This window comes from Staphylococcus sp. MB377, assembly GCF_001922505.1.
GTDB lineage: Bacteria > Bacillota > Bacilli > Staphylococcales > Staphylococcaceae > Staphylococcus > Staphylococcus haemolyticus.
In genome coordinates, this window is record NZ_MAON01000022.1 from 24,419 (window position 1) to 44,833 (window position 20,415).

At 34.3% G+C, this 20,415-nt stretch carries 17 protein-coding genes, 2 pseudogenes and 1 riboswitch; of the genes and pseudogenes, 8 read left to right on the forward strand and 11 right to left on the reverse strand.

What is annotated here, in order from left to right:
- The first annotated feature begins 189 nt into the window (after positions 1 to 189).
- Positions 190 to 1,683 (forward strand): aldehyde dehydrogenase family protein, encoded by a 1,494-nt coding sequence (locus BB045_RS05315; RefSeq protein ID WP_037550324.1) that lies wholly within the window; start codon positions 190 to 192, stop codon positions 1,681 to 1,683.
- A gap of 240 nt (positions 1,684 to 1,923) precedes the next feature.
- Entirely contained in the window at positions 1,924 to 2,832 is a 909-nt protein-coding gene (locus tag BB045_RS05320; protein ID WP_070632516.1) for a phosphate/phosphite/phosphonate ABC transporter substrate-binding protein, read from the forward strand.
- Between the two features lie 227 nt (positions 2,833 to 3,059).
- Here BB045_RS05320 and BB045_RS05325 read toward each other — a convergent pair whose 3' ends face one another.
- Together BB045_RS05325 and BB045_RS05330 are read right to left on the reverse strand one after the other, a co-directional pair.
- Positions 3,060 to 3,866, reverse strand: a complete 807-nt coding sequence (locus BB045_RS05325; RefSeq protein ID WP_070632513.1) for a VOC family protein — start codon at positions 3,864 to 3,866, stop codon at positions 3,060 to 3,062.
- 238 nt (positions 3,867 to 4,104) lie between these two features.
- On the reverse strand, positions 4,105 to 4,386 hold the full coding sequence (locus BB045_RS05330; RefSeq protein WP_037550318.1) for a GNAT family N-acetyltransferase: 282 nt from the start codon (positions 4,384 to 4,386) through the stop codon (positions 4,105 to 4,107).
- A 173-nt stretch (positions 4,387 to 4,559) separates the two neighbouring features.
- Here BB045_RS05330 and BB045_RS05335 point away from each other — a divergent pair, with 173 nt between their 5' ends.
- Positions 4,560 to 5,522, forward strand: a complete 963-nt coding sequence (locus tag BB045_RS05335; protein WP_070632506.1) for a metal ABC transporter solute-binding protein, Zn/Mn family — start codon at positions 4,560 to 4,562, stop codon at positions 5,520 to 5,522.
- A 49-nt stretch (positions 5,523 to 5,571) separates the two neighbouring features.
- On the opposite strand, the gene aldA is transcribed toward BB045_RS05335, so the two are convergent.
- Positions 5,572 to 6,999: an aldehyde dehydrogenase gene (aldA, locus tag BB045_RS05340; protein ID WP_070632503.1), complete on the reverse strand. Its 1,428-nt coding sequence runs from the start codon at positions 6,997 to 6,999 to the stop codon at positions 5,572 to 5,574.
- 177 nt (positions 7,000 to 7,176) lie between these two features.
- Between aldA and mhqR the strand changes: the two genes are divergently transcribed.
- From mhqR to mhqD, 4 genes and pseudogenes are all read left to right on the forward strand, one after another.
- The gene (gene mhqR, locus BB045_RS05345; RefSeq protein ID WP_037550309.1) at positions 7,177 to 7,611 is read left to right on the forward strand and encodes a MarR family transcriptional regulator MhqR; all 435 of its coding nucleotides are present in this window, start codon (positions 7,177 to 7,179) and stop codon (positions 7,609 to 7,611) included.
- A gap of 62 nt (positions 7,612 to 7,673) precedes the next feature.
- Positions 7,674 to 8,642, forward strand: coding sequence for a ring-cleaving dioxygenase MhqE (gene mhqE / locus BB045_RS05350; protein WP_075140576.1), 969 nt, complete (start codon positions 7,674 to 7,676; stop codon positions 8,640 to 8,642).
- A gap of 14 nt (positions 8,643 to 8,656) precedes the next feature.
- Positions 8,657 to 9,561 (forward strand): annotated as a pseudogene (locus BB045_RS05355) (VOC family protein).
- Positions 9,562 to 9,576: 15 nt separating this feature from the next.
- On the forward strand, positions 9,577 to 10,170 hold the full coding sequence (gene mhqD / locus BB045_RS05360) for a methylhydroquinone degradation carboxylesterase MhqD (RefSeq protein WP_075140577.1): 594 nt from the start codon (positions 9,577 to 9,579) through the stop codon (positions 10,168 to 10,170).
- 61 nt (positions 10,171 to 10,231) lie between these two features.
- Here the strand turns inward: mhqD and BB045_RS05365 are convergent, their stop codons facing one another.
- Positions 10,232 to 11,269 (reverse strand): YkvI family membrane protein, encoded by a 1,038-nt coding sequence (locus BB045_RS05365; RefSeq protein WP_371090241.1) that lies wholly within the window; start codon positions 11,267 to 11,269, stop codon positions 10,232 to 10,234.
- A 253-nt stretch (positions 11,270 to 11,522) separates the two neighbouring features.
- On the opposite strand from BB045_RS05365, the gene BB045_RS05370 reads away from it, so the two are divergent.
- A complete protein-coding gene (locus BB045_RS05370; RefSeq protein WP_070632493.1) occupies positions 11,523 to 13,304 on the forward strand; it encodes a cation:proton antiporter in 1,782 nt (593 codons plus the stop codon).
- Between the two features lie 273 nt (positions 13,305 to 13,577).
- On the opposite strand, the gene BB045_RS05375 is transcribed toward BB045_RS05370, so the two are convergent.
- The 7 genes and pseudogenes from BB045_RS05375 to BB045_RS05410 form a co-directional block, all read right to left on the reverse strand.
- A complete protein-coding gene (locus BB045_RS05375) occupies positions 13,578 to 15,542 on the reverse strand; it encodes a fructose-bisphosphatase class III (protein WP_053025339.1) in 1,965 nt (654 codons plus the stop codon).
- Positions 15,543 to 15,861: 319 nt separating this feature from the next.
- Positions 15,862 to 16,475: pseudogene (gene uptA, locus BB045_RS05385) on the reverse strand (undecaprenyl phosphate transporter UptA).
- Between the two features lie 113 nt (positions 16,476 to 16,588).
- Positions 16,589 to 17,587 (reverse strand): ThiF family adenylyltransferase, encoded by a 999-nt coding sequence (locus tag BB045_RS05390; protein ID WP_053025341.1) that lies wholly within the window; start codon positions 17,585 to 17,587, stop codon positions 16,589 to 16,591.
- Positions 17,587 to 18,354, reverse strand: a complete 768-nt coding sequence (locus BB045_RS05395) for a thiazole synthase (protein ID WP_053025342.1) — start codon at positions 18,352 to 18,354, stop codon at positions 17,587 to 17,589. The genes BB045_RS05390 and BB045_RS05395 overlap by 1 nt, the downstream gene beginning before the upstream one ends.
- A 1-nt stretch (position 18,355) precedes the next feature.
- Positions 18,356 to 18,556 (reverse strand): sulfur carrier protein ThiS, encoded by a 201-nt coding sequence (gene thiS, locus BB045_RS05400; RefSeq protein WP_037550281.1) that lies wholly within the window; start codon positions 18,554 to 18,556, stop codon positions 18,356 to 18,358.
- Positions 18,540 to 19,655, reverse strand: a complete 1,116-nt coding sequence (thiO, locus tag BB045_RS05405) for a glycine oxidase ThiO (protein ID WP_053025343.1) — start codon at positions 19,653 to 19,655, stop codon at positions 18,540 to 18,542. Before thiO ends, thiS begins: the two co-directional genes overlap by 17 nt.
- Positions 19,648 to 20,238 (reverse strand): thiamine phosphate synthase, encoded by a 591-nt coding sequence (locus BB045_RS05410; protein WP_070441687.1) that lies wholly within the window; start codon positions 20,236 to 20,238, stop codon positions 19,648 to 19,650. The genes thiO and BB045_RS05410 overlap by 8 nt, the downstream gene beginning before the upstream one ends.
- 63 nt (positions 20,239 to 20,301) lie before the next feature.
- Positions 20,302 to 20,411, reverse strand: a riboswitch (TPP riboswitch).
- Between the last annotated feature and the right edge of the window lie 4 nt (positions 20,412 to 20,415).

The following is a 20,415-nucleotide window of genomic DNA, read 5'->3' on the forward strand; positions in this document are numbered from 1 at the left end:
ATAGATTCTATAACTAGAATTAATGATGTTTAAAGAGCTTAATACACGGAAAAATATTAAAAGCAAGTTAGTGTATTTAAAAATGTAAATAAGGTAAAATAATAGTAGTTTTAAGTAAACGCTTACATTTCGCTGTAAACACAACGCACATAAGGTTTTTCATAAATTTATATAAAGGGATGATGAAAAATGGCAAAAGTAAACGTTAGAGATTTCATAGAGGAACAGTACGGTTTATTTATCAACGGTGAATTTCAAGCAAGCGAAAGTGGAGACACATTAACTGTAACTAATCCTGCGAATAGTGAAGATTTAGCTAAAGTAGCTAAAGCAAGTAAATCTGATGTTGATAAAGCAGTACAAGCTGCGCAAGATGCTTTTGACAGTTGGAGTAAAACATCTAAAGAAGAACGTGCGGACTATTTATTAGAAATTAGTCGTCGAATTCATGAAAAAGTGGAACACTTCGCGACAATTGAATCGTTACAAAATGGCAAGCCTTATCGAGAAACGTCAACAATTGATGTGCCATTAACAGCAAATCAATTTAAATATTTTGCGAGTGTATTAACAACAGACGAAGGTTCAGTCAATGAAATTGATGAGAATACAATGAGTTTAGTTGTCAATGAACCAGTAGGTGTTGTTGGTGCTGTAGTTGCATGGAACTTCCCAATTTTATTAGCGTCATGGAAATTAGCACCAGCATTAGCTGCGGGTAATACAATTGTAATTCAGCCATCTTCTTCTACACCATTATCATTAATTGAACTTGCGAAGATCTTCCAAGAAGTATTACCTAAAGGTGTCGTAAATGTATTAACTGGTAAAGGTTCAGAATCAGGTGATGCAATCTTCAATCATGAAGGTGTAAACAAATTATCATTTACAGGATCAACAGACGTTGGTTACGGCGTTGCGAAAGCAGGTGCTGAACGTATCGTTCCAACTACATTAGAACTAGGTGGTAAAAGTGCTAATATCATCTTTGACGATGCAAACTTAGATCAAGTTGTTGAAGGTGCACAATTAGGTATTTTATTCAACCAAGGTGAAGTATGTAGTGCTGGTTCACGTTTATTAGTACAATCTTCAATCTATGATAAAGTAATGCCTAAATTAAAAGAAGCTTTCGAAAATATCAAAGTGGGCGACCCATTTGATGAAGACGTTAAAATGAGTGCTCAAACTGGCCCAGAACAACTTGAAAAAATTGAAAGCTACGTAAAAATTGCTGAAGAAGATTCAAATGCTAATATCTTAACAGGTGGTCATCGCTTAACAGATAATGGACGTGACAAAGGATACTTCTTCGAGCCCACAATCATCGAAATTAAAGATAATAGTCATCAATTAGCACAAGAAGAAATTTTCGGACCAGTTGTAGTAGTAGAAAAATTTGAAGATGAAGCTGAAGCAATTAAAATTGCGAATGATTCAGAATACGGCTTAGCTGGTGGTATCTTTACTACTAATATTAACCGTGCATTAAATGTTGCTAAAGCAATGAGAACTGGTCGTATTTGGATTAACACTTATAACCAATTCCCAGCTGGTGCGCCATTCGGTGGATATAAAAAATCTGGTATCGGTCGTGAAATTTATAAAGACGCTATTAAAAACTATCAACAAGTTAAAAATATCTTCATTGATACTAGCAATCAAACAAAAGGATTATACTAAGATAGCTAGTTTATAAATAAAAAATGAATATCATTTAAATTGAATGTGAGCTATCTGCAAAGCCGAGACTTTGCAGATAGCTCTTTTTATGAGTTTAAAAGATAAGCGCATATGATATAGTTACAAATTATATATTGTAGAAGTTTTATTTAGAAATTGATAGATTGAGACTTTTTTAAATTAAATAAGTTATAATACAATTTAAGTCTTTAAAATCTATATTTTGCAAAGGGAAAAATGATGAAAAAATTACAAGTAATATTAATTAGTTTTATAATATTAGTACTCACCCTGAGTGGTTGTTCTAAACATGATGAGAAACATTCGAATGACCATGAACCAAAAGAATTAAAAGTAGGATTTGTACCATCCCAAAATTCAAAAACGTTGAACGCTAAAGTGAAACCGTTACAGCAACAGTTGTCAAAGGAATTAGGCCTTCCAGTTAAAGTACATGTGGCAACTAACTATAATGCAATGGTAGAAGCTTTAAGATCAAAGAAAGTGGATGTTGCATTTATTTCACCAGTGTCTTATACCATCGCACATGATAAAGGTGTTGCAGATGTACTGTTGAAATCCAAAGGCTATTTAGTAGATGATAAAGGTAATACAACTAATAAATTAGTCGATTATTATCGCTCACAAATCGTAGTTCGTAAAGACAGTCATTTACATAAGTTAAAAGATTTAAAAGGGGCTAAAGTAGGATTACAAGACCCAGAATCTACTTCGGGATATATTTATCCAATGGCAAGCTTAAAAAAAGTTAATGTTAATCAGAGTGATATCAAAATTGCTCAAATTAAAGGGCATGATCAAGCATTGATAGCCTTGTTAAACGGTGATGTGGATGCTGTAGCTACATATCAAGATGCACGTGCTGATTTAAAGCAAGATTATCCCAAAATATATAAAGACACTAAAGCGATTTATCGCACGGATAAGATACCAAATGATACGATTTCTGTGCGTGGTGATATGAGTAAACAGTGGAAAACTAAAATCAGTAATGCTTTTTTAGATATTAGTAAATCTGAAAAAGGTAAGAAAATACTTACAGATATTTATGGGCATCATGGCTATGAAAAAGCAAAAGATAGTGACTTTGATACAGTAAGAAAATATAGAAAACTTGTCGAGGAATAAAAATTTAAGATTAAGCCTGGGACATAAATCAATGTCTCAGGCTACAAATATATATTGGCAGTAGTTGACTGAATTAAAAATACACTTGTAGCAAGCTTCTTTTTAATCCAAGACAAACTTGTTATTGGGGCGGGACAGAAATAAATTTTGGAAAAATATTATTTCTGTCCCGCCCCCAATCTATTTAAAATGACATGTTTTATAAACGATGCCAAATATTAATCATTCTATCCTGGAACGACACTTGTATCACTGTGAACTGTAATATCAAAGCCTTCAGGAGATGTAATATGTTCTTCTTTAGCATTTGGTTTATATATATCGAAATGAACTAAGCCATAAGTAGTCTCGTTATCTGTTCTAGCTTGGTTAGATTGCCATACATTAGCAGCGATATGATGATGGTATTTTTGAGTAGACATGAACAAAGCTTGTGGGAAATTAGAAATGTGTTCTAAACCTATTTGTTCCACATAAAAGTCACGTGCTTGTCCGATATCGTGTGTTTTAAGATGTAAATGGCCAATTTTGCCATCTGCTGGCCAACCGTTCCAACCTTCTTCAGTACGTTGTGCAATTAAATCGTCCGCATCTACTGCAAGTGTATCCATTTTTACAAAATTACCATCCCATTGCCAATCTTCAGATGGACGATCTTGATATACTTCAATGCCGTTACCTTCTGGATCATTAAAGTATAACGCTTCACTTACAAGGTGATCACCACCACCTACAGGCACATTCAAACGACTAGCATGGAATAAAAAGTTTGCTAAATCTGTGCGTGTTGGAAGTAAATAAGCGATATGGAATAAACCAGCTTCTCTAAATCCAGGACGGCGGCCATCTTCTAAATATTGTAGTGTTAATGTATGACCATTAGCACCAACATTAAAGATGACATGATTGTAGTCTTGTTCTTTAATTGAAAATCCTAGTATATTTTTATAGAAGTTTGTCATTTTATTTAAGTCTTCAACGTTTAATGTAATATTAGTAACTTGTGTTGCTTCAGTAGTGTGAAATTCATTCATAATGTAGTGCCTCCTAAGATGAATAAGTCATCTTTATTTATTATTTATATTAAGTATAATAAATATACTACTAATCGTTAAATTAATCAAGACAGTTGCTTTAATACTTTAAAAGCATACAAAAAAGCTTTTAGACTAATGTAATAAAGGTGATTAAAAACCTCATCCTAGCCTAAAAGCTAATTCTGTGAAACATTTCAGTTAACTTCAAATTGTATGACAACGATTATGAAATAGATTATCCTAAATAAACATCTTGATAATCATCATTTTTCTCTAGAACGTCTTTCGCAAATGGACAAGATGCGATGATTTTTAAGTTATTTTCACGTGCATAATTAACGACAGCTTCAACTAATTGTTTTCCTAGACCTTGTCCACCTAATTCATCAGCGACACCAGTATGGTCAATGTCGATTTCATTATTATCTACTTGTTTAAACGTAATGACAGCTTGAGCATTTTGTTCATCTTCGCCAACATAAAATTGTTGATGTCCTTGTTTAATTTCTTGTGTCATAAAACGTCACTCCTTTAATAATGTCATATTACTATCTATCACTTTTGAAGAAATCTAAAACATTTTATAATTAAATATTTAATCCTAAATAATATAATAAACATAGATATTGCATTATTACATTATTAAAGATATAGTTAAAAACGAATTTATTACGCTTTGGAGGGTTCTGTGTGAAGAGGATTGGCTATCTCATTATCGTCCTGTGCATTAGTATTGCTTTATCAGCTTGTAGCACAGGGCAATATTCGGATGCGAAAAAGAAAGATGTTTCAACTAATAATAAAATAAATATCTATACTACAGTATTTGCATTTGAAAGTTTTACCAAACAAATAGGTGGCAAATATGTCAATGTGGATACGATTTATCCTCCAGGTGCAGACACCCATACATATGAACCAACTCAAAGAGATATGATTAATATTGCTAAAAGTGATTTATTTATATATTCAAGTGACGACTTAGATCCAGTGGCTAAGACGATTACGCAATCAATGACCAACGATGATATGAAATTAGCAGTTGCAGCTGATTTAAATCATCATACATTGCTTGAAGAAGACCATGATCATGAAGATCACGACCACCATCATAGTCATGAAGAGGAAAGTCACGACCCACATGTTTGGCTTGACCCAGTCTTAGACAAGCATTTTGCAGAAAAAATAAAAAATGATTTAGTTAAAAGAGATCCTCAACACAAAGCATATTATGAACAAAATTTTAAGAAATTAAATCAGGATTTAACAGATTTAGACAATAATTTGAAAACAATTACTAAAAATCCTAAAAGACAAAAAGTAACTATCTCTCATGATTCATTAGGTTATTTAGCAGAGCGCTATCACCTTCAACAAGAAGGGGTCAGTGGTATGAATAACGAAGAGCCTAGTCAAAAGGATATTCTTGCGCTTATTAAACAAATCAATCAATCGAAGCAACCTTATATCCTTTACGAACAAAATATCACTTCAAAGATAACTGATGTTATTCGTGATGAAACCAATGCAGAACCTGTAAGTTTTAATAATTTGTCTGTTCTATCTAAAGAACAAGTTAACGACAAAGACTTAACTTTCCAATCAATCATGAAAAAGAATATTAAAGCGTTGGATAAAGCGTTGAATCAATAAAAAATATCCCCAATCCTTTCATTAGGAGATGGGGATATTTTATACCTATTTATTCATATCTAATATAGCTCACCGTTGTATTGTAGTATTCTTCGAAACCATGAATACCATCTGCACCACCTAAACCTGATTCTCTCCAACCAGCATGGTAACCATTAACAACTTCTTCTGCTTCGCAATTAGCGTAAACTTCACCGAATTTTAAACGTTCTGTAGCTTCCATCACTTCTTTTAAATTCTCTGAAAAGATATAAGAAGATAAACCTGCATTTGTATCGTTTGCGGAATCAATTGCTTCATCGAAATCATTATAAGTTGTAATTGCTAGAACAGGACCAAAAATTTCCTCTTTAAAGGCACTGTCATCTTTTTTAACATTATCAAGAATTGTAGGTTCATAGAAGAAACCAGCGCGATCTAATTTATGGCCACCTAAAACTAAGTCTGCACCATTCTTAACGGCTTCTTGCACTTTGTCATCAATACTGTCCAATTGTGTTTGATTGATAATAGCACCATAATCAGTGTTATCGTCTAATGGGTCACCGACTTGTAAGTCGCTCATACGTTGTTTAGCCTTGTTTACAAAGTCATCATGAACATCTTCGTGAACAAATATACGCTCTGGGCAAGTACATACTTGACCAGCATTATTAATTCTTGTTTTGACAATGTAGTCCACCGCTTTGTCCAGGTTAGCATGAGGTGTAACTAAGACAGGTGCGTTACCACCTAATTCAAGATTCACTTTTTTTACTGTATCTGCTGCATTCTTATAAACTGCTTTACCAGCACGCATACTTCCTGTTAAAGAAATGAGTTGTACATCTTTATGTGTGGCAAGCTGTGTACCCACAGCTTCTCCAGTGCCTGGTACAATTTGAATTAGACCGGCTGGAATTGTTGAAGCACGGAATAGCTCAGCCAATCTTAACGTTAATAATGTTGTTTCTTCACTTGGCTTAATGACGATTGAGCATCCCGTTACAAGTGCTGGAATCACTTTACGCATTAAGACCATAATTGGTGCATTCCATGGCACGATACCTGCAGTTACGCCAATTGGCTTTTTAATTAATTGAATCATTTCATTCGATACATTATTTTGTAGTACTTCGCCTTTATTACGCATACTTAAACTTGTCATATAATCAATAAATTGCACAGCTTTATCGATTTCACCTTCAGCTTGCGCTAATGTTTTACCTTGTTCTTTAACATACAATTTGGCAAGTTCATCTTTGTTTTGCTCTAATAAAGGAATTAATAATTTTACATGCTCTGCACGTGTTGGTGCTGGTACTTTTTCCCATTCAAGTTGTGCATGTTTAGATTTTTCGATTGCCTCGTTAACTTCTTCCTCAGTTGCGAAAGTAATGGTATCAAATGTTTCTCCTGTAGCAGGGTTGATGACTTCCATCGTGTCGCTAGATTTACTCTCTACAAATTCATTATTTATAAATAATTGATTGGTCATTTGAGACACCTCCAATGTTTGTATTCCCTGTAACAACCGTTTCCATGCTTATTTCATTTTGAAAAAAGATAGAAATAAATAGATATTGAAATTATAATAGAACTAACATATTGACGATTAATTGAAACGCGTGTACAATCTATCTCGAAATCGAAATAAATTAAAGGTGGTGAGTAAATGGATCGCACAGAACATTCATTAAAAGCATTTATTGGTCTAAATAGAGCATTAGATACATTAGAAAAAATCGTGCAACAAGATGTAAAGAATTACGGGCTCAACGTGACGGAATTTGCAGTGTTAGAATTACTCTATAGTAAAGGTCCACAACCTATTCAACGTATTAGAGATAGGGTGCTCATCGCGAGTAGTAGTATTTCATACGTTGTGAGCCAATTAGAAGACAAAGGTTGGATTACACGTGATAAAGATCCATCAGATAAGCGTGTATATAACGCCACACTTACTGACAAAGGTCAACAATTTATGTCAGATATATTTCCACAACATGCCACAACGTTAGAACAAGCATTTTCAGTTCTATCAGATGAAGAATTGATAACGATTCAGCAAGCATTCAAAAAATTAAGTGCACAATCTACTGAAGTGTAAATCGTGCACTTTTATTTATAACGAAAATTATCTCTAAATCGAAATAAATGGAGGTTTTTAATATGGTTAAACATGATTTATTAGGTATTCATCATGTAACTGCAATTACAGATGATGCTGAACGTAACTATAAATTTTTTACCGAAGTTCTAGGTATGAGACTAGTTAAAAAAACAGTAAACCAAGATGATATTCAAACGTATCATACATTTTTTGCAGATGATGAGGGGACAGCTGGTACAGATATGACATTCTTTGATTTTCCTGGCATTCCTCAAGGACGTAAAGGTACCAATTCGATTACTAAACCATCGTTTCGTGTTCCGAGTGATGAAGCATTGACATACTATATGAAGCGTTTTGATGCATTTGGTATAAAACATGATGGTATTCAAGATGTGCTAGGTAAGAAGGTATTGCCTTTTCAAGAGGAGGATGGACAAGACTATCAATTAGTATCTGATGAAGGCAATAGCGGTGTCTCACCAGGTAAACCATGGAAGAATGGTCCGGTTCCAGAGGATAAAGCAATTTATGGCTTAGGACCAATCGAAATTACGGTTAGTTACTTCGAGGATTTCAAACAATTGTTGGAAAATGTATATGGAATGCGAACAATTATGAATGAAGAAGATGTAGCATTGCTTGAAGTCGGTGAAGGTGGCAATGGTGGTCAAGTTATTTTAAGAAAGGATTCAGAGAGACCAGTTGCCGTACAAGGATATGGTGAAGTTCATCATGCATCATTTAAAGTGAAAGATCATGAGGCTATTGAACACTGGATACAGAAATATCAAGAACTAGGCATACCAAACTCTGGTTTAGTTGACCGTTTTTATTTTGAAGCATTGTATGCAAGAATCGGTCATATTTTGTTAGAAATTTCAACTGATGGACCTGGTTTTATGGGTGATGAACCCTATGAAACGCTAGGAGAGAAATTATCACTTCCACCATTTTTAGAGGAACAAAGAGAAGCGATTGAAGCGCAAGTTCGTCCGTTTGATACAACTGGAAAAAGTTATAAATAGGGAGGTATTGAATTATGGAACCAATTACACATATTCATCATATTTCAGCGATTGTAGGAGATGCTCAAGAAACGTATGATTTATATACAAATGTATTAAATTTAACTTTGATTAAACAGACAGTAAATTATGATGATACAAAAACATATCATTTATATTTCTCAAATGACAGAGCGCAACATGATATGGTACTTACTTTCTTTAATTGGCCAAATCAATATAGAGGTCGTATCGGTTCAGGTCAGGTTGGACGATTAGCGTTTAGAATACCGAAAGATAGCATGTCACATTGGGAAATGAAATTGAATACGAATGGGATTCAAACACGTCAAACTGAATCATTCAATCGAGCAACGTTAGAATTTGAGGACATTCATGGGTTAACACTAGCGATGGTTGAGAGTGATGACGAATGTGTTAACAATGACATCATAGGATTTCATGGCGTAACAATGCTATCAGCTAATCCTCGAGCTACGGAAGCATTGTTGCGAAATGATTTAGGGTTGGAATATATTCAAGAAACAGATGACAATGTGCACTATCAAACGAGTGGTAGTGTGCACATCAAATTATTGTGAAAAAGTTTGTAAACCCACAACCTGTACGTTGGGGTGGTGGCATCTTCCATCATATTGCATGGTCAGTACCAAATGACGAGGTACATGTACAATGGCGTGATTATCTTCTTAATAAAGGCTTGCAAGTAACAGATGTGAAAGAACGATTCTATTTTCATGCGATTTACATGAAAGAACCTGGCAATTTAATATTTGAATTTGCGACTGCTGGACCTGGCTTCACGATTGATGAAGATGTAAATGATTTAGGTAAACAACTACAATTACCTCCATTTTACGAGGGAAGAAGATATGAAATAGAAGGTCATTTAATGCCATTAAAATTAAAAGAGTACTAAGGAGAGGTGACGCAAATGGAACATATTTATAGACCAGGTAAGGATAACTCACCTACGTTAATTTTGTTACATGGTACTGGTGGGGATGAAACAGATCTTATTCCACTTGGAACAGCTTTAAATCCTAACTATAACTTGTTAAGTATTCGTGGAGAAGTCAATGAGAATGGTATGAATCGTTATTTCAAACGTCTTGCTGAAGGTGTATACGATGAGGAAGATTTAGAATATCGAGGTCAACGGCTGCTAGATTTTATTTATGAAGCGGCTGAACAGTATCAATTTAATTTGAATAAAACGGCTTTAGTTGGTTTCTCTAATGGATCAAATATTGCGATTAACTTAATGTTACGTGACAAAGCACCGTTTAAAAAAGCATTACTATTTGCGCCACTTTATCCAATAGACGCTTCAACAAGCAAAGATATGAGTGATGTAGACGTTCTATTATCAATGGGAAAAAATGATCCAATCGTATCTATTGAACAAAGTGAACATGTTATTAATTTATTTAAGCAACTGGGCACACAGGTTACAGAAGTATGGGTCAATAGTCATGAAATTACACAAGCTGGATTACAGAAAGGTCAAGAAATACTGAATTCATAATGGAAAAGGACTCAAAGATGTATGGTTCGCATCTTTGGGTCCATTTTAATGTATTCCTAAATTATTTAGAGAATATTAAGTGTTTAAACCCTTGGTATAAAATGGGGATAAGGAGTATGAAGCCAAATAATCCCATGATTGGGAAGACTTTTCCAATTAAAGAAATGAAACCGATAAATGTACATATAAACGTGATGATAGCCATTATAATGATGAGTACAAAGTACCCTTTGGAAAATGGTTCTGTAAATCTGGAAGCAAATGCATACATAAGACCTACAATCGTATTATAGATAACAAGAACCATTATAATCGACATGACTGTACCTAATAATGGTGAAATGTGACTTGCGAGTAATAGGGTAGGCAATGCGACAGATTGAATATGTTCAAATTCTGTAACAAGGCCAAAATTAATCATTAATAACAATAATGTGATAATGATGCCACCAATTAGGCCACCCCATAAGCCAGACTGACGATGATGCATTCGACCGCCCATAACACTTAAAAAACTAAATGCGGCTGCAATTTGTAGACTTGCATAATTTAACCCATCAAACCACCAACCAAGTGATAGAGATTGATGCTGTTTATTGAAATGATTGGCCGCACTAAAATTTAAATCTCCTGTTATAAAATAATAGATAGCTATAATAGAAACAACAATGACTAAGAACGGTGTAACCATACCTAATACCGTAATCAGACGTTCAAATTTAAGAAATAGCGTCATCAGAATGACTAACACTAGAATTAATGAACTTAACCAATAAGGTAATCCGAAACTTTCATGTATAGTTGACGCACCACCCGCAGTCATAATCATCGCTAAGGAGAATAAGAATAGAGTTAAGATAATATCAAAGATACGTGCAATGATTGGATGTAAATAATATCGAATAGACTCAGAATGATTATGAGATTGAATGACAAAGCCAGTGTTTAATACGAACACGCCTGCTAGCGTTATAATCAAACCGGTAACAATAATGCCAGAGATGCTATAGATACCGTTACTTGTGAAGAACTGAAATATTTCTTGACCAGTAGCAAAACCAGCACCAACGACAACACCAACAAATGCGAAAGCTACCATGATACTCTCTTTAAAAAGTTGCACAATTAAAATTTCCTTTCAAATCATTTCTAAATTCATATATTTAAACGCAATTACCTATTTTAGATGAAAAGATACTAGAAATAAATAGGAAAGTTTACTCGAAGTGAACATTGTATGTCCGAAAAAGGCATTAACAGGTTGTTTATAAAATAATAATGCAGGCTTAATCAAAGTTTGATAGTATTACACAGTATAAAAAAAGTTGAATCTTATTGAGGAAGGTGTAGGTATGTCATTAGATTTACCTGTCATGTTAATCATTGTCTTATTTTTAGCATTAGGCATATTTAGTCAATGGTTAGCGACACAGATTAAATGGCCATCAATTGTAGTTATGTCGATTGTGGGCTTATTGATTGGACCAATATTGGGACTAGTTAACCCTCAAGAAACATTGGGAGCCGAAGTATTTAGTCCCATTGTGTCTTTAGCTGTAGCTGTCATTTTATTCGAAGGAAGTAGTAATTTAGACTTTCGTGAATTAAGAGGCATTTCTAAAGCGGTCATACGAATTATTACCGTTGGCGCAGCTATATCATGGGTGCTCGGTGCGATTGCATTACATAAAATTTTAGATTTTCCAATCTCTGTTGCGGTTGTGATGGGCGGATTATTCTTAATTACAGGTCCAACCGTCATTCAGCCACTTCTTAAGCAAGCAAAGGTGCGTAAGAGTGTTGACTCTATTTTAAGATGGGAAAGTATCATATTAGATCCAATAGGACCGATACTCGCATTAACAGCGTTTTATATTTATCAAATATTTGAGCAAGGTTTTGGTGTCCAAGTTATTCTCATCTTTATTTTGAAAATGATTATAACAGCCATTATTGGCTTCGGAGCATCATTCGTTTTCAATTGGTTAATTCAACGTGATTTTATTCCGCAAAATTTGATGCCATCGATTCAGTTGGTCTTTATTTTATTAGTCTTTAGTATTTGTGACCAAATATTACAAGAATCAGGATTATTAGCCGTTACCATTTTCGGCTTAATGATGGCACGTTATAAGAGACATGATTTAATTTACAAGGAGTCAGATCATTTCATTGAAAATGCATCATCTATTCTTGTATCTACCGTCTTTATATTAATCACTTCGTCATTAACGTCATCTGTATTGATGGATGTCTTGTCATGGCAATTAGTGATTTTTGCGATTGCAATGATTGTATTGGTACGTCCAATCTCTGTTTTATTATCAACAATAGGTACAGAGATCACGAAAAGAGAACGCGCTATTGTTGCAATGATGGCACCTCGAGGGATTGTCGTTTTAACTGTGGCACAATTCTTTGGAGGATTATTCATGGATGATCATGTGAAAATGGCAAGTTATATCACGCCAGTGACGTTTGGACTAGTGTTTATTACAGTTGTCATTTATGGCTTTAGCTTTACGCCATTGAGTAAGTTGCTTGGACTTGCGAGTACAGAACCACCAGGCGTTATTATAGTAGGAGAGAGTGAATTTTCATTCCATCTAGGTATGAAATTGCATGAACATGATATTCCTATTATGGTATTTAATTTGTTTGAGAATACGTCGGAAAAGGCAGAAGAACTTGGTTTTGAAGTGTTTAAGGGGAATTTATTATCAAGTAGTGATCGAATATATGCGGATTTAATTCGTTATAATAAATGTCTATTAATGACTAAGTCGTTTATTTTTAATAGTTTAGCGTTTAATGAATTGGTACCGGAGTTTGGATTGAATAATGTAAGTATGATGCCAGTGTCATTTACTGATGAACAGGCACGTAATAACTTAAATGGTCCATTACGCAATCATATTTTATTTGATGAATCACACAGTCCAAGATGGTTTGATAATACGATAAGTAATAAGAATATTGTGGAGATACTTGCAGAGGAATACGACACAATTACTGATCATGATATGATTATTTATCACGTTGATGATAATAGTGTTGTCTCATTTAATAAAAGTACTAAACCTATACCACAATATGATCAAGGCACATACGGCATCTTAAGAGATGTGTATTGAAAATAGTTTAAGTTATGTTTAATTAGAGGATTGTAAAGTAGTTCTTTGATTTTAATCATTAGAACTACTTACGTAAGTGTGTGAACACTTACGTTCATTTACGCCACTGCTCCCTTAGGAGTCTTAGCAACTATGTTTCATAATCCATTTTAGAATTACTTACCTATTTGTGTGCTTTACTATCTGTTATTAAGAATAAACAAAATAAAGGGCAATTTCTATTTTGAATATATAGAAATTGCCCTTTATTTTATGGTGTCATAAATATTTGTATTAATTTAAGTATCTATCATGCATTAATAATTTTAAGATGCGGATTTGTTCTTGAAGTACTTTACCATCATTGGTATCTCTGATTTTTTGGCGTTGCAATTCTTCATCTACAACACGACGAACTGATAATTCATCTGCACCGTCTGATAGTACTTTATCTCTTGAATCAAAATGTTGATGTGCGACTAATTGCATGCCAAATGAATTGTAAAGTAATGTATAACCCGCAATACCTGTCGTTTTTTGATATGCTTTTGAGAATCCACCATCGATAACTAACATTTTACCATCTGCTTTGATAGGGTCTTCACCATCTATTTCTTTAACAGGTGTATGACCATTGATAATTCGACCTTCATCTGGATTGAGACCGAAGTCTTTTAACATTTTGCGAATCATATCAAGATCTTCTCTTAAATAATAATATGGATTCTTAGGTTCTTTATGAGAAGCCTTATCTTCAATAAAGTAACGTTCAAATGTTGTCATCGCTCTTTTTCCGAAAAGTGAACTATATTTACCAGTCCATAAATACCACACTAAATCTGTTGATAGATCATCAGTGATTTCTTTGTAGTCGTATGCATAGCGTACATGTCTTTCAAACACGTCTAAAAGGTCACGACCTTTATGTTGTTTACCTTCAATTTCGAATGATTCCATTTCTCCATTCTCATCAACAGGGATACAACCATGAATAAGAAGATTGCCATTATATGGAAGGTAAAGTTTTCCTTTCTTCATCAAGAACGACATGTGACGTTTCAATTTCTCAGATTGTTGGAAAGAAAGTAGCAGTTTATTCATAACTTCTTCTTCCTCAGGTAATAATTTACCAGGATCTTGTGGGTCCACAGTACTGAAACATGTATCTTTTAAAGGATATGTTTTACCGTAAATCGTGATTTCATTCGTATCATAGTTGACCTTTTCCAAGACTAAACGGTCTTCCATTTCAAAGGTAGGACGACGTTTGATAATTGGCATTTCTAGTTTGAATTGAATCATCGCAATGGCTTGATGAATCTTAGTGATTTGGCTTTCTTCAAGTTTAGATAGCCCAACTGGTTTATCAGGGCGTTTCTTAGGTTTAAATGCAGGATTATCACCACTATAATGTTCTTCAGCAAGCGTTAATAACGGACGTAAATTAATTCCATAAGCATCTTCAATAATATCTAAATTATCGTATCGTGCACATATTCGAAGTAGGTTGGCTAAACATACTTTAGAACCAGCATATGCACCTATCCATAAGACATCGTGGTTTCCCCATTGAATATCAACAGAGTGATAATTGATTAACGTGTCCATAATCTTATCTGGTTGAGGACCACGGTCGTAAATATCACCAACTACATGGAGATGATCAACTACTAGACGTTGGATACTATAAGATAAACCAATAATTAAGTCGTCAGATTGTTCTAACTCGATAATTTGATTTACTAGTGTTTCATAATATGATTTTTTATTGTTGAATTCATTATTCTTATAAAGTAGCTCTTCAACGATATATGTATATTCTTTCGGTAACGCTTTACGTAATTTTGAGCGTGTATATTTTGATGAACAATAAGTAATTAAATCAATTAATTGTTCAATTGTAGTAATATACCAAACATTCAATTTTCCCTTTGAATCGAAGTTATTTTTCACAAGTTTTAATTTTTCTTCAGGGTAATAGACGAGGGCAGCTAAGTCATCGATTTCTTTTTGGGATAATGTCTTTGCATAAAGGTCATTTATTTTTGAACGGACATTACCTGATCCATTACGCAATACATGTTGGAACGATTCGTATTCACCATGAAGGTCACTGACGAAGTGTTCAGTACCTTTTGGTAATTCTAGAATAGACTCTAAATTGACAATTTCTGTTGCTAACTTCTCAGGACTATCAAATTGTTGTGATAATAAATCTAAATATTTCTCTCGTAATTCACTTTCAGTCGTTTGTGTCATCTAATTTCACTCCTGTTTGGAATTGATATTCATATGGGTAGATATGTCATAAAATCGCTTACATTAATTATCTTTAAAAAGCACTACTTTTTCAATGGTGATGCTTAAAATGTCAGAATTAATTCTTAAAGTTTAAATATATGTAAGACAAAAGCCTGGGACATAATTTAATGACTCAGGCTACAAATATATATTGGCAGTAGTTGACTGATTTAAAAATGCACTTGTAACAAGCTTTTTTTAATTCTAGTCAACCTTGCCGGGGTGGGACAACGAAATAAATTTTGGAAATATTATTTCTGTCCCACTCCCTTAACTGTTATTTAACTCGGTTTCTGTTTTTAAAGAATATTCTATAAAGTAAGTAAAGTACTGCAAGAATAATAATGACATACATAATATATGAATAATTGTGTAAACCAGCCATTAGGGCATCGAAACTACCACTTAGCATACGGCCTAATAGGATTAGGGCAAGTTCCAAATTGTAGTACCTAGTAATGATAATACTGCGAACGTAACGACATTCATTTTATTGATACCTGCAGGAATTGTGATTAATACACGTAATACTGGAATAAAGCGACATAGTAATACTGCCCATGCACCATAACGCTTAAACCAGTCATTTGCGCGCCTTACATCTTTACCTTTAAGTTTAAACCATTTACCATGTTTATCTACAAAACGATAAATACTTTCTTCGTTAATTAAACGGCATAAATAATATAGGATTAATAATCCAATAAATGATGCGATTGTTGATATAAGGAATAAAATAGGTATTGATAAACCCGACTTTACTGACATTAAACCAGCAAAGGTAAGAATTATTTCAGAAGGGACAACAGGTAAAACATTCTCTAATAAGATGAGAATAAAGATTGCTGTATAACCCCACTTACTTATAAAATCAGTGATTAATTGTTCCATTTATATTCAAGAACTCCTTTTATTAAAAGCATTATTTGTGAAATTAAAAATTCATAGTAAATTTATTATAATAAAATTTACTATGAATTACTTGTATAAACCTATGTGTATTTTTATTTTAGCGCTTTTAAATAAGAATGATACAACTTAATTGCTTCTTCATCATCTTCGATGCCATAAACATTCATACGTCCATCTTTAAATAAGGTAATTTCATAATCGTCATCTTTAATTAATTTTGCGAAAGAAGTGGATTTCACAATTTCACAGGGAAGGTGGTGTGCGTGTTCAAATATACTTGGCTGATATCTAAAGAGATATGTACGTCCACATAAGCTTTCAATATGCTGCTGGTGTTTCGTTTCTAAGAGTGAGTAGTGTTGATTCGCACATACCTCACACGCGTGATCTTTCAATATATCGACCTTCATCGCTTTATAATCGATATGCCACGTATCAATAGTGATTAGTTTCTTTGAAAAACCTTCTCCAGATAGGTAACGAAGTACTTCTGCAACTTCATAACTTGCTACTTGCGTAATAATAGTTGGTAGTACGCCATTAATTGCACAACTTTCGCCACTTGATGGCATTTGTTTTAGGAGACATTTTAGACATGGTCCTTTGAAATCAATGCCATAAACTGTTCCTTTATTGCCGACAGCAGCACCATATACCCAAGGAATTTGATGTTTGTGACACACTTCATTGATGAGATAACGAATTTTAAAATGATCCATCCCATCGATAACGATATCTGGTTTAACTTCATTTAATATATCTTCAATATTGTTTGAAGTTATTTCTTGGTAATACGTTTGTACGTCTACATGATGATTGATATGTGCAATATGTTCTTTTATTGAGTGTACTTTTGGTACCATATTTTGAGCGTCATCTTCAGTATAAAGCGCTTGTCGATGTAGATTAGACGTTTCAACTATATCCATATCAACAATTGTGATGTGATGTGCCCCCATTCGAGCAAGAAGCTCGGCGACATGACTACCTAATGCGCCGGCACCTAGAATAAGTAACTGTGCATTAGAAAGGGCATGCTGTCCTTGTTCACCAAAAGGAGAGAATCTCATTTGACGATTGTAACGTTGCATTATAAGAAACCTAAACCTTCAGTTGGGCTTGATGCTTGGGCAGTATATTTTACTGGGATTCGTCCTGCTTCATAAGACAAGCGACCAGCATGAATACCTAATTTCATTGCTTCTGCCATCTTCACAGGATCTTTAGCACTTGATACTGCTGTATTGAGTAGAATACCGTCAGCCCCTAATTCCATCGCATGACATGCATCTTTCGGAGAACCAATACCAGCATCAACGATAACTGGCACATTTGAGTTTTTAATAATGTAACTTAAATTAAGTTGGTTGTTTATGCCACGGCCTGTTCCTATTGGAGATGCTAATGGCATAACGGCATGCACACCTAATTCTTCTAAACGTTTAGCTAAAACGACGTCATTAGAAATATATGGACATACAATGTAGCCACGCTCTAGCAATACTTTACAAGCTTCATATGTTTCAAATGGATCAGGTAATAACGTTTCATCATCACCAATAACTTCTACTTTAATCATGTCACATACACCTGCATGTTTAGCGATTTCTGCAATACGAATGGCTTCTTCAGCAGTTTTTGCGCCAGCAGTATTTGGAAAAGTTATAAAGTCTTTTAAATTAATGTTTGCTAGTGGATTAGGTAAATTCTTGTCATACAAATTCATACGTCTTACTGCGAAAGTAAGTACATTTGTTTCTGAAGCTTTAATCGCTTCTGTTTGTATGTCTTCATTTTCAAACTTTCCTGTACCTAGTAATAAACGAGATTGTAATTCTAAATTTCCAATTTTAAACATTTTATCCGCCTCCAACAAATTCTAATAATTCTAATTGGTCATCTTCACGTACCGTGTGTTGATGATAATCTTCTTGTTTAATTAATGTTTTATTATGTTCAACAATGACACGTTCTGGGTCTAATTCTAGAGAGATGAGCACTTGATGAATTGATTGCTCAGTGTCGAATGTGAATGCATCGCCATTAATAATGCATTTCATGATTTAACCTCCTTGAGACATTGAAAGATTCATAGCGAGATGGTTTGACTCCAGTTAATAGCCAATTTGCAATGTCACGACCAATAACAGGGGACAATAAAATACCGTTTCGATAATGACCGGTAATGACATATAATCCATCGTCAACTCGGTCCATAATTGGTAATTCGCCATTGGTATATGGACGTACGCCAGACCATTGCTTCATGATACGTGCGTTTGCAAGTTTAGGTATACGTTCTGTCGCATAGTGTTTTAACCATAAGACGCCTTGTTCCGTATTACCTACAGAATAATTATCAAATTCGCTAGTAGCACCAATTAAGTAACGATTAGGCGCTTTCGGAACTATATAGCATCCATTAGTCATAAATACCGTTTGCTGTAAGTTTAAATCGTCATGTTCCACTAGAAGCACTTCACCTTTAACGCCGACAACCTCACGAGGCAATTGATATTGTTTTAACAATTGAGATGACCATGCACCACCTGCGACAATGATTTTCTTCGCATATAAATCACCTTGAGATGAAACGATTTGATAGTAACCATTATGGCGAATAATATCTGTTACATTTGTATTGAAGTAGCGCGAAATACGACGCTGTTGTAAGGATTTAAATAATGCTTTCGTATAATGATTTGCATTGATTTGTCCATCATTTGGAATGTAGATTGCCATTTCAGATGCAACCACACTACCATCGGTTAAATCTGCTAATTCATCGTCTGATAGTTCAATTACATTGTCATCTAAGGCGTGTAAGAATTGAAATTGTGAGCGCAAATGCTCAACATCTTCAATTTGATTTGCGATTTTAATCAATCCAGATGATTGATATTGAATATCTATTCCAGTTTCATCTTGGAGTGTTTCGCATAATTCAGGAAAGCATTCACGTGATTCTAGAGCGAGACGAAATAAGTCACTGTCTTCTGTAAATTCATTTTGTGCACCTAACATGCCTCCAGCTTTATATGAAGCATGTTTACCAGGTATATCACGGTCGACAATTGCAATGTCGAGTTGCGTATGACTTAGGTGTCTCGCAATGGACATTCCGATAACACCAGAACCAACAATAAGTACGTCATGCATCTTTCAACCACTCCTTTCGTAGATGTTGAATTTGTTGTAAAGATGCGCTCATAAAATAAGAAATTGCACAAATTCCTGCAAAGCCATTTGGAAGCCGTTGTATCGTATCTTCAGTAATACCTCCTATGGCATAGACTGGAATCGGAACTTGTAACACGGCTTTGATTTCAGACATTGATCTAGGCTGCTGATTTGGCTTAGAAGCCGTGGTAAAGATATGACCATAAAAGACATAATCTAATTGATGTTTAAAAGCTTGTTTCACAGAGTTAATAGTGTGCGTCGACATGCTTACTTCAACATCAGGATGTTGTGCTTTATAATCGAACGCTAATGTGTCCATTTCACGACAGTGCAAGCGTTTAAGTTTTAAGGATTCTAATAAGTCAACATCACTATGGATAATAATTTTGTTTCTTGGAAAGCCAGCAGCGATTAATTTTTTTAAAAAGGAAAATAAATCATCACTAGACATAGGCGTACGAAAGAGTAAACCATCGATGCCTTTATTAATTTCAATGAAGTGTTGTAAGTCTGCTTCTGTTAAATGTTTATAAGTTGTTATCGCAATAAAGATGTCTATCACCCCTAATAAATGAAAAAACGCTATCTCCTTAGTAGGAAATAGCGTTAGTATCTATGTAACGATATGTGTAAGCCACTTTCCTACGCCAGTACAAACTGGATCAGGTTCCAGGAATTATAAAGTTCTTTCTTTACTCTCAGCCTTAAACAAAGGCACTTCCAGTGGATAAATTAT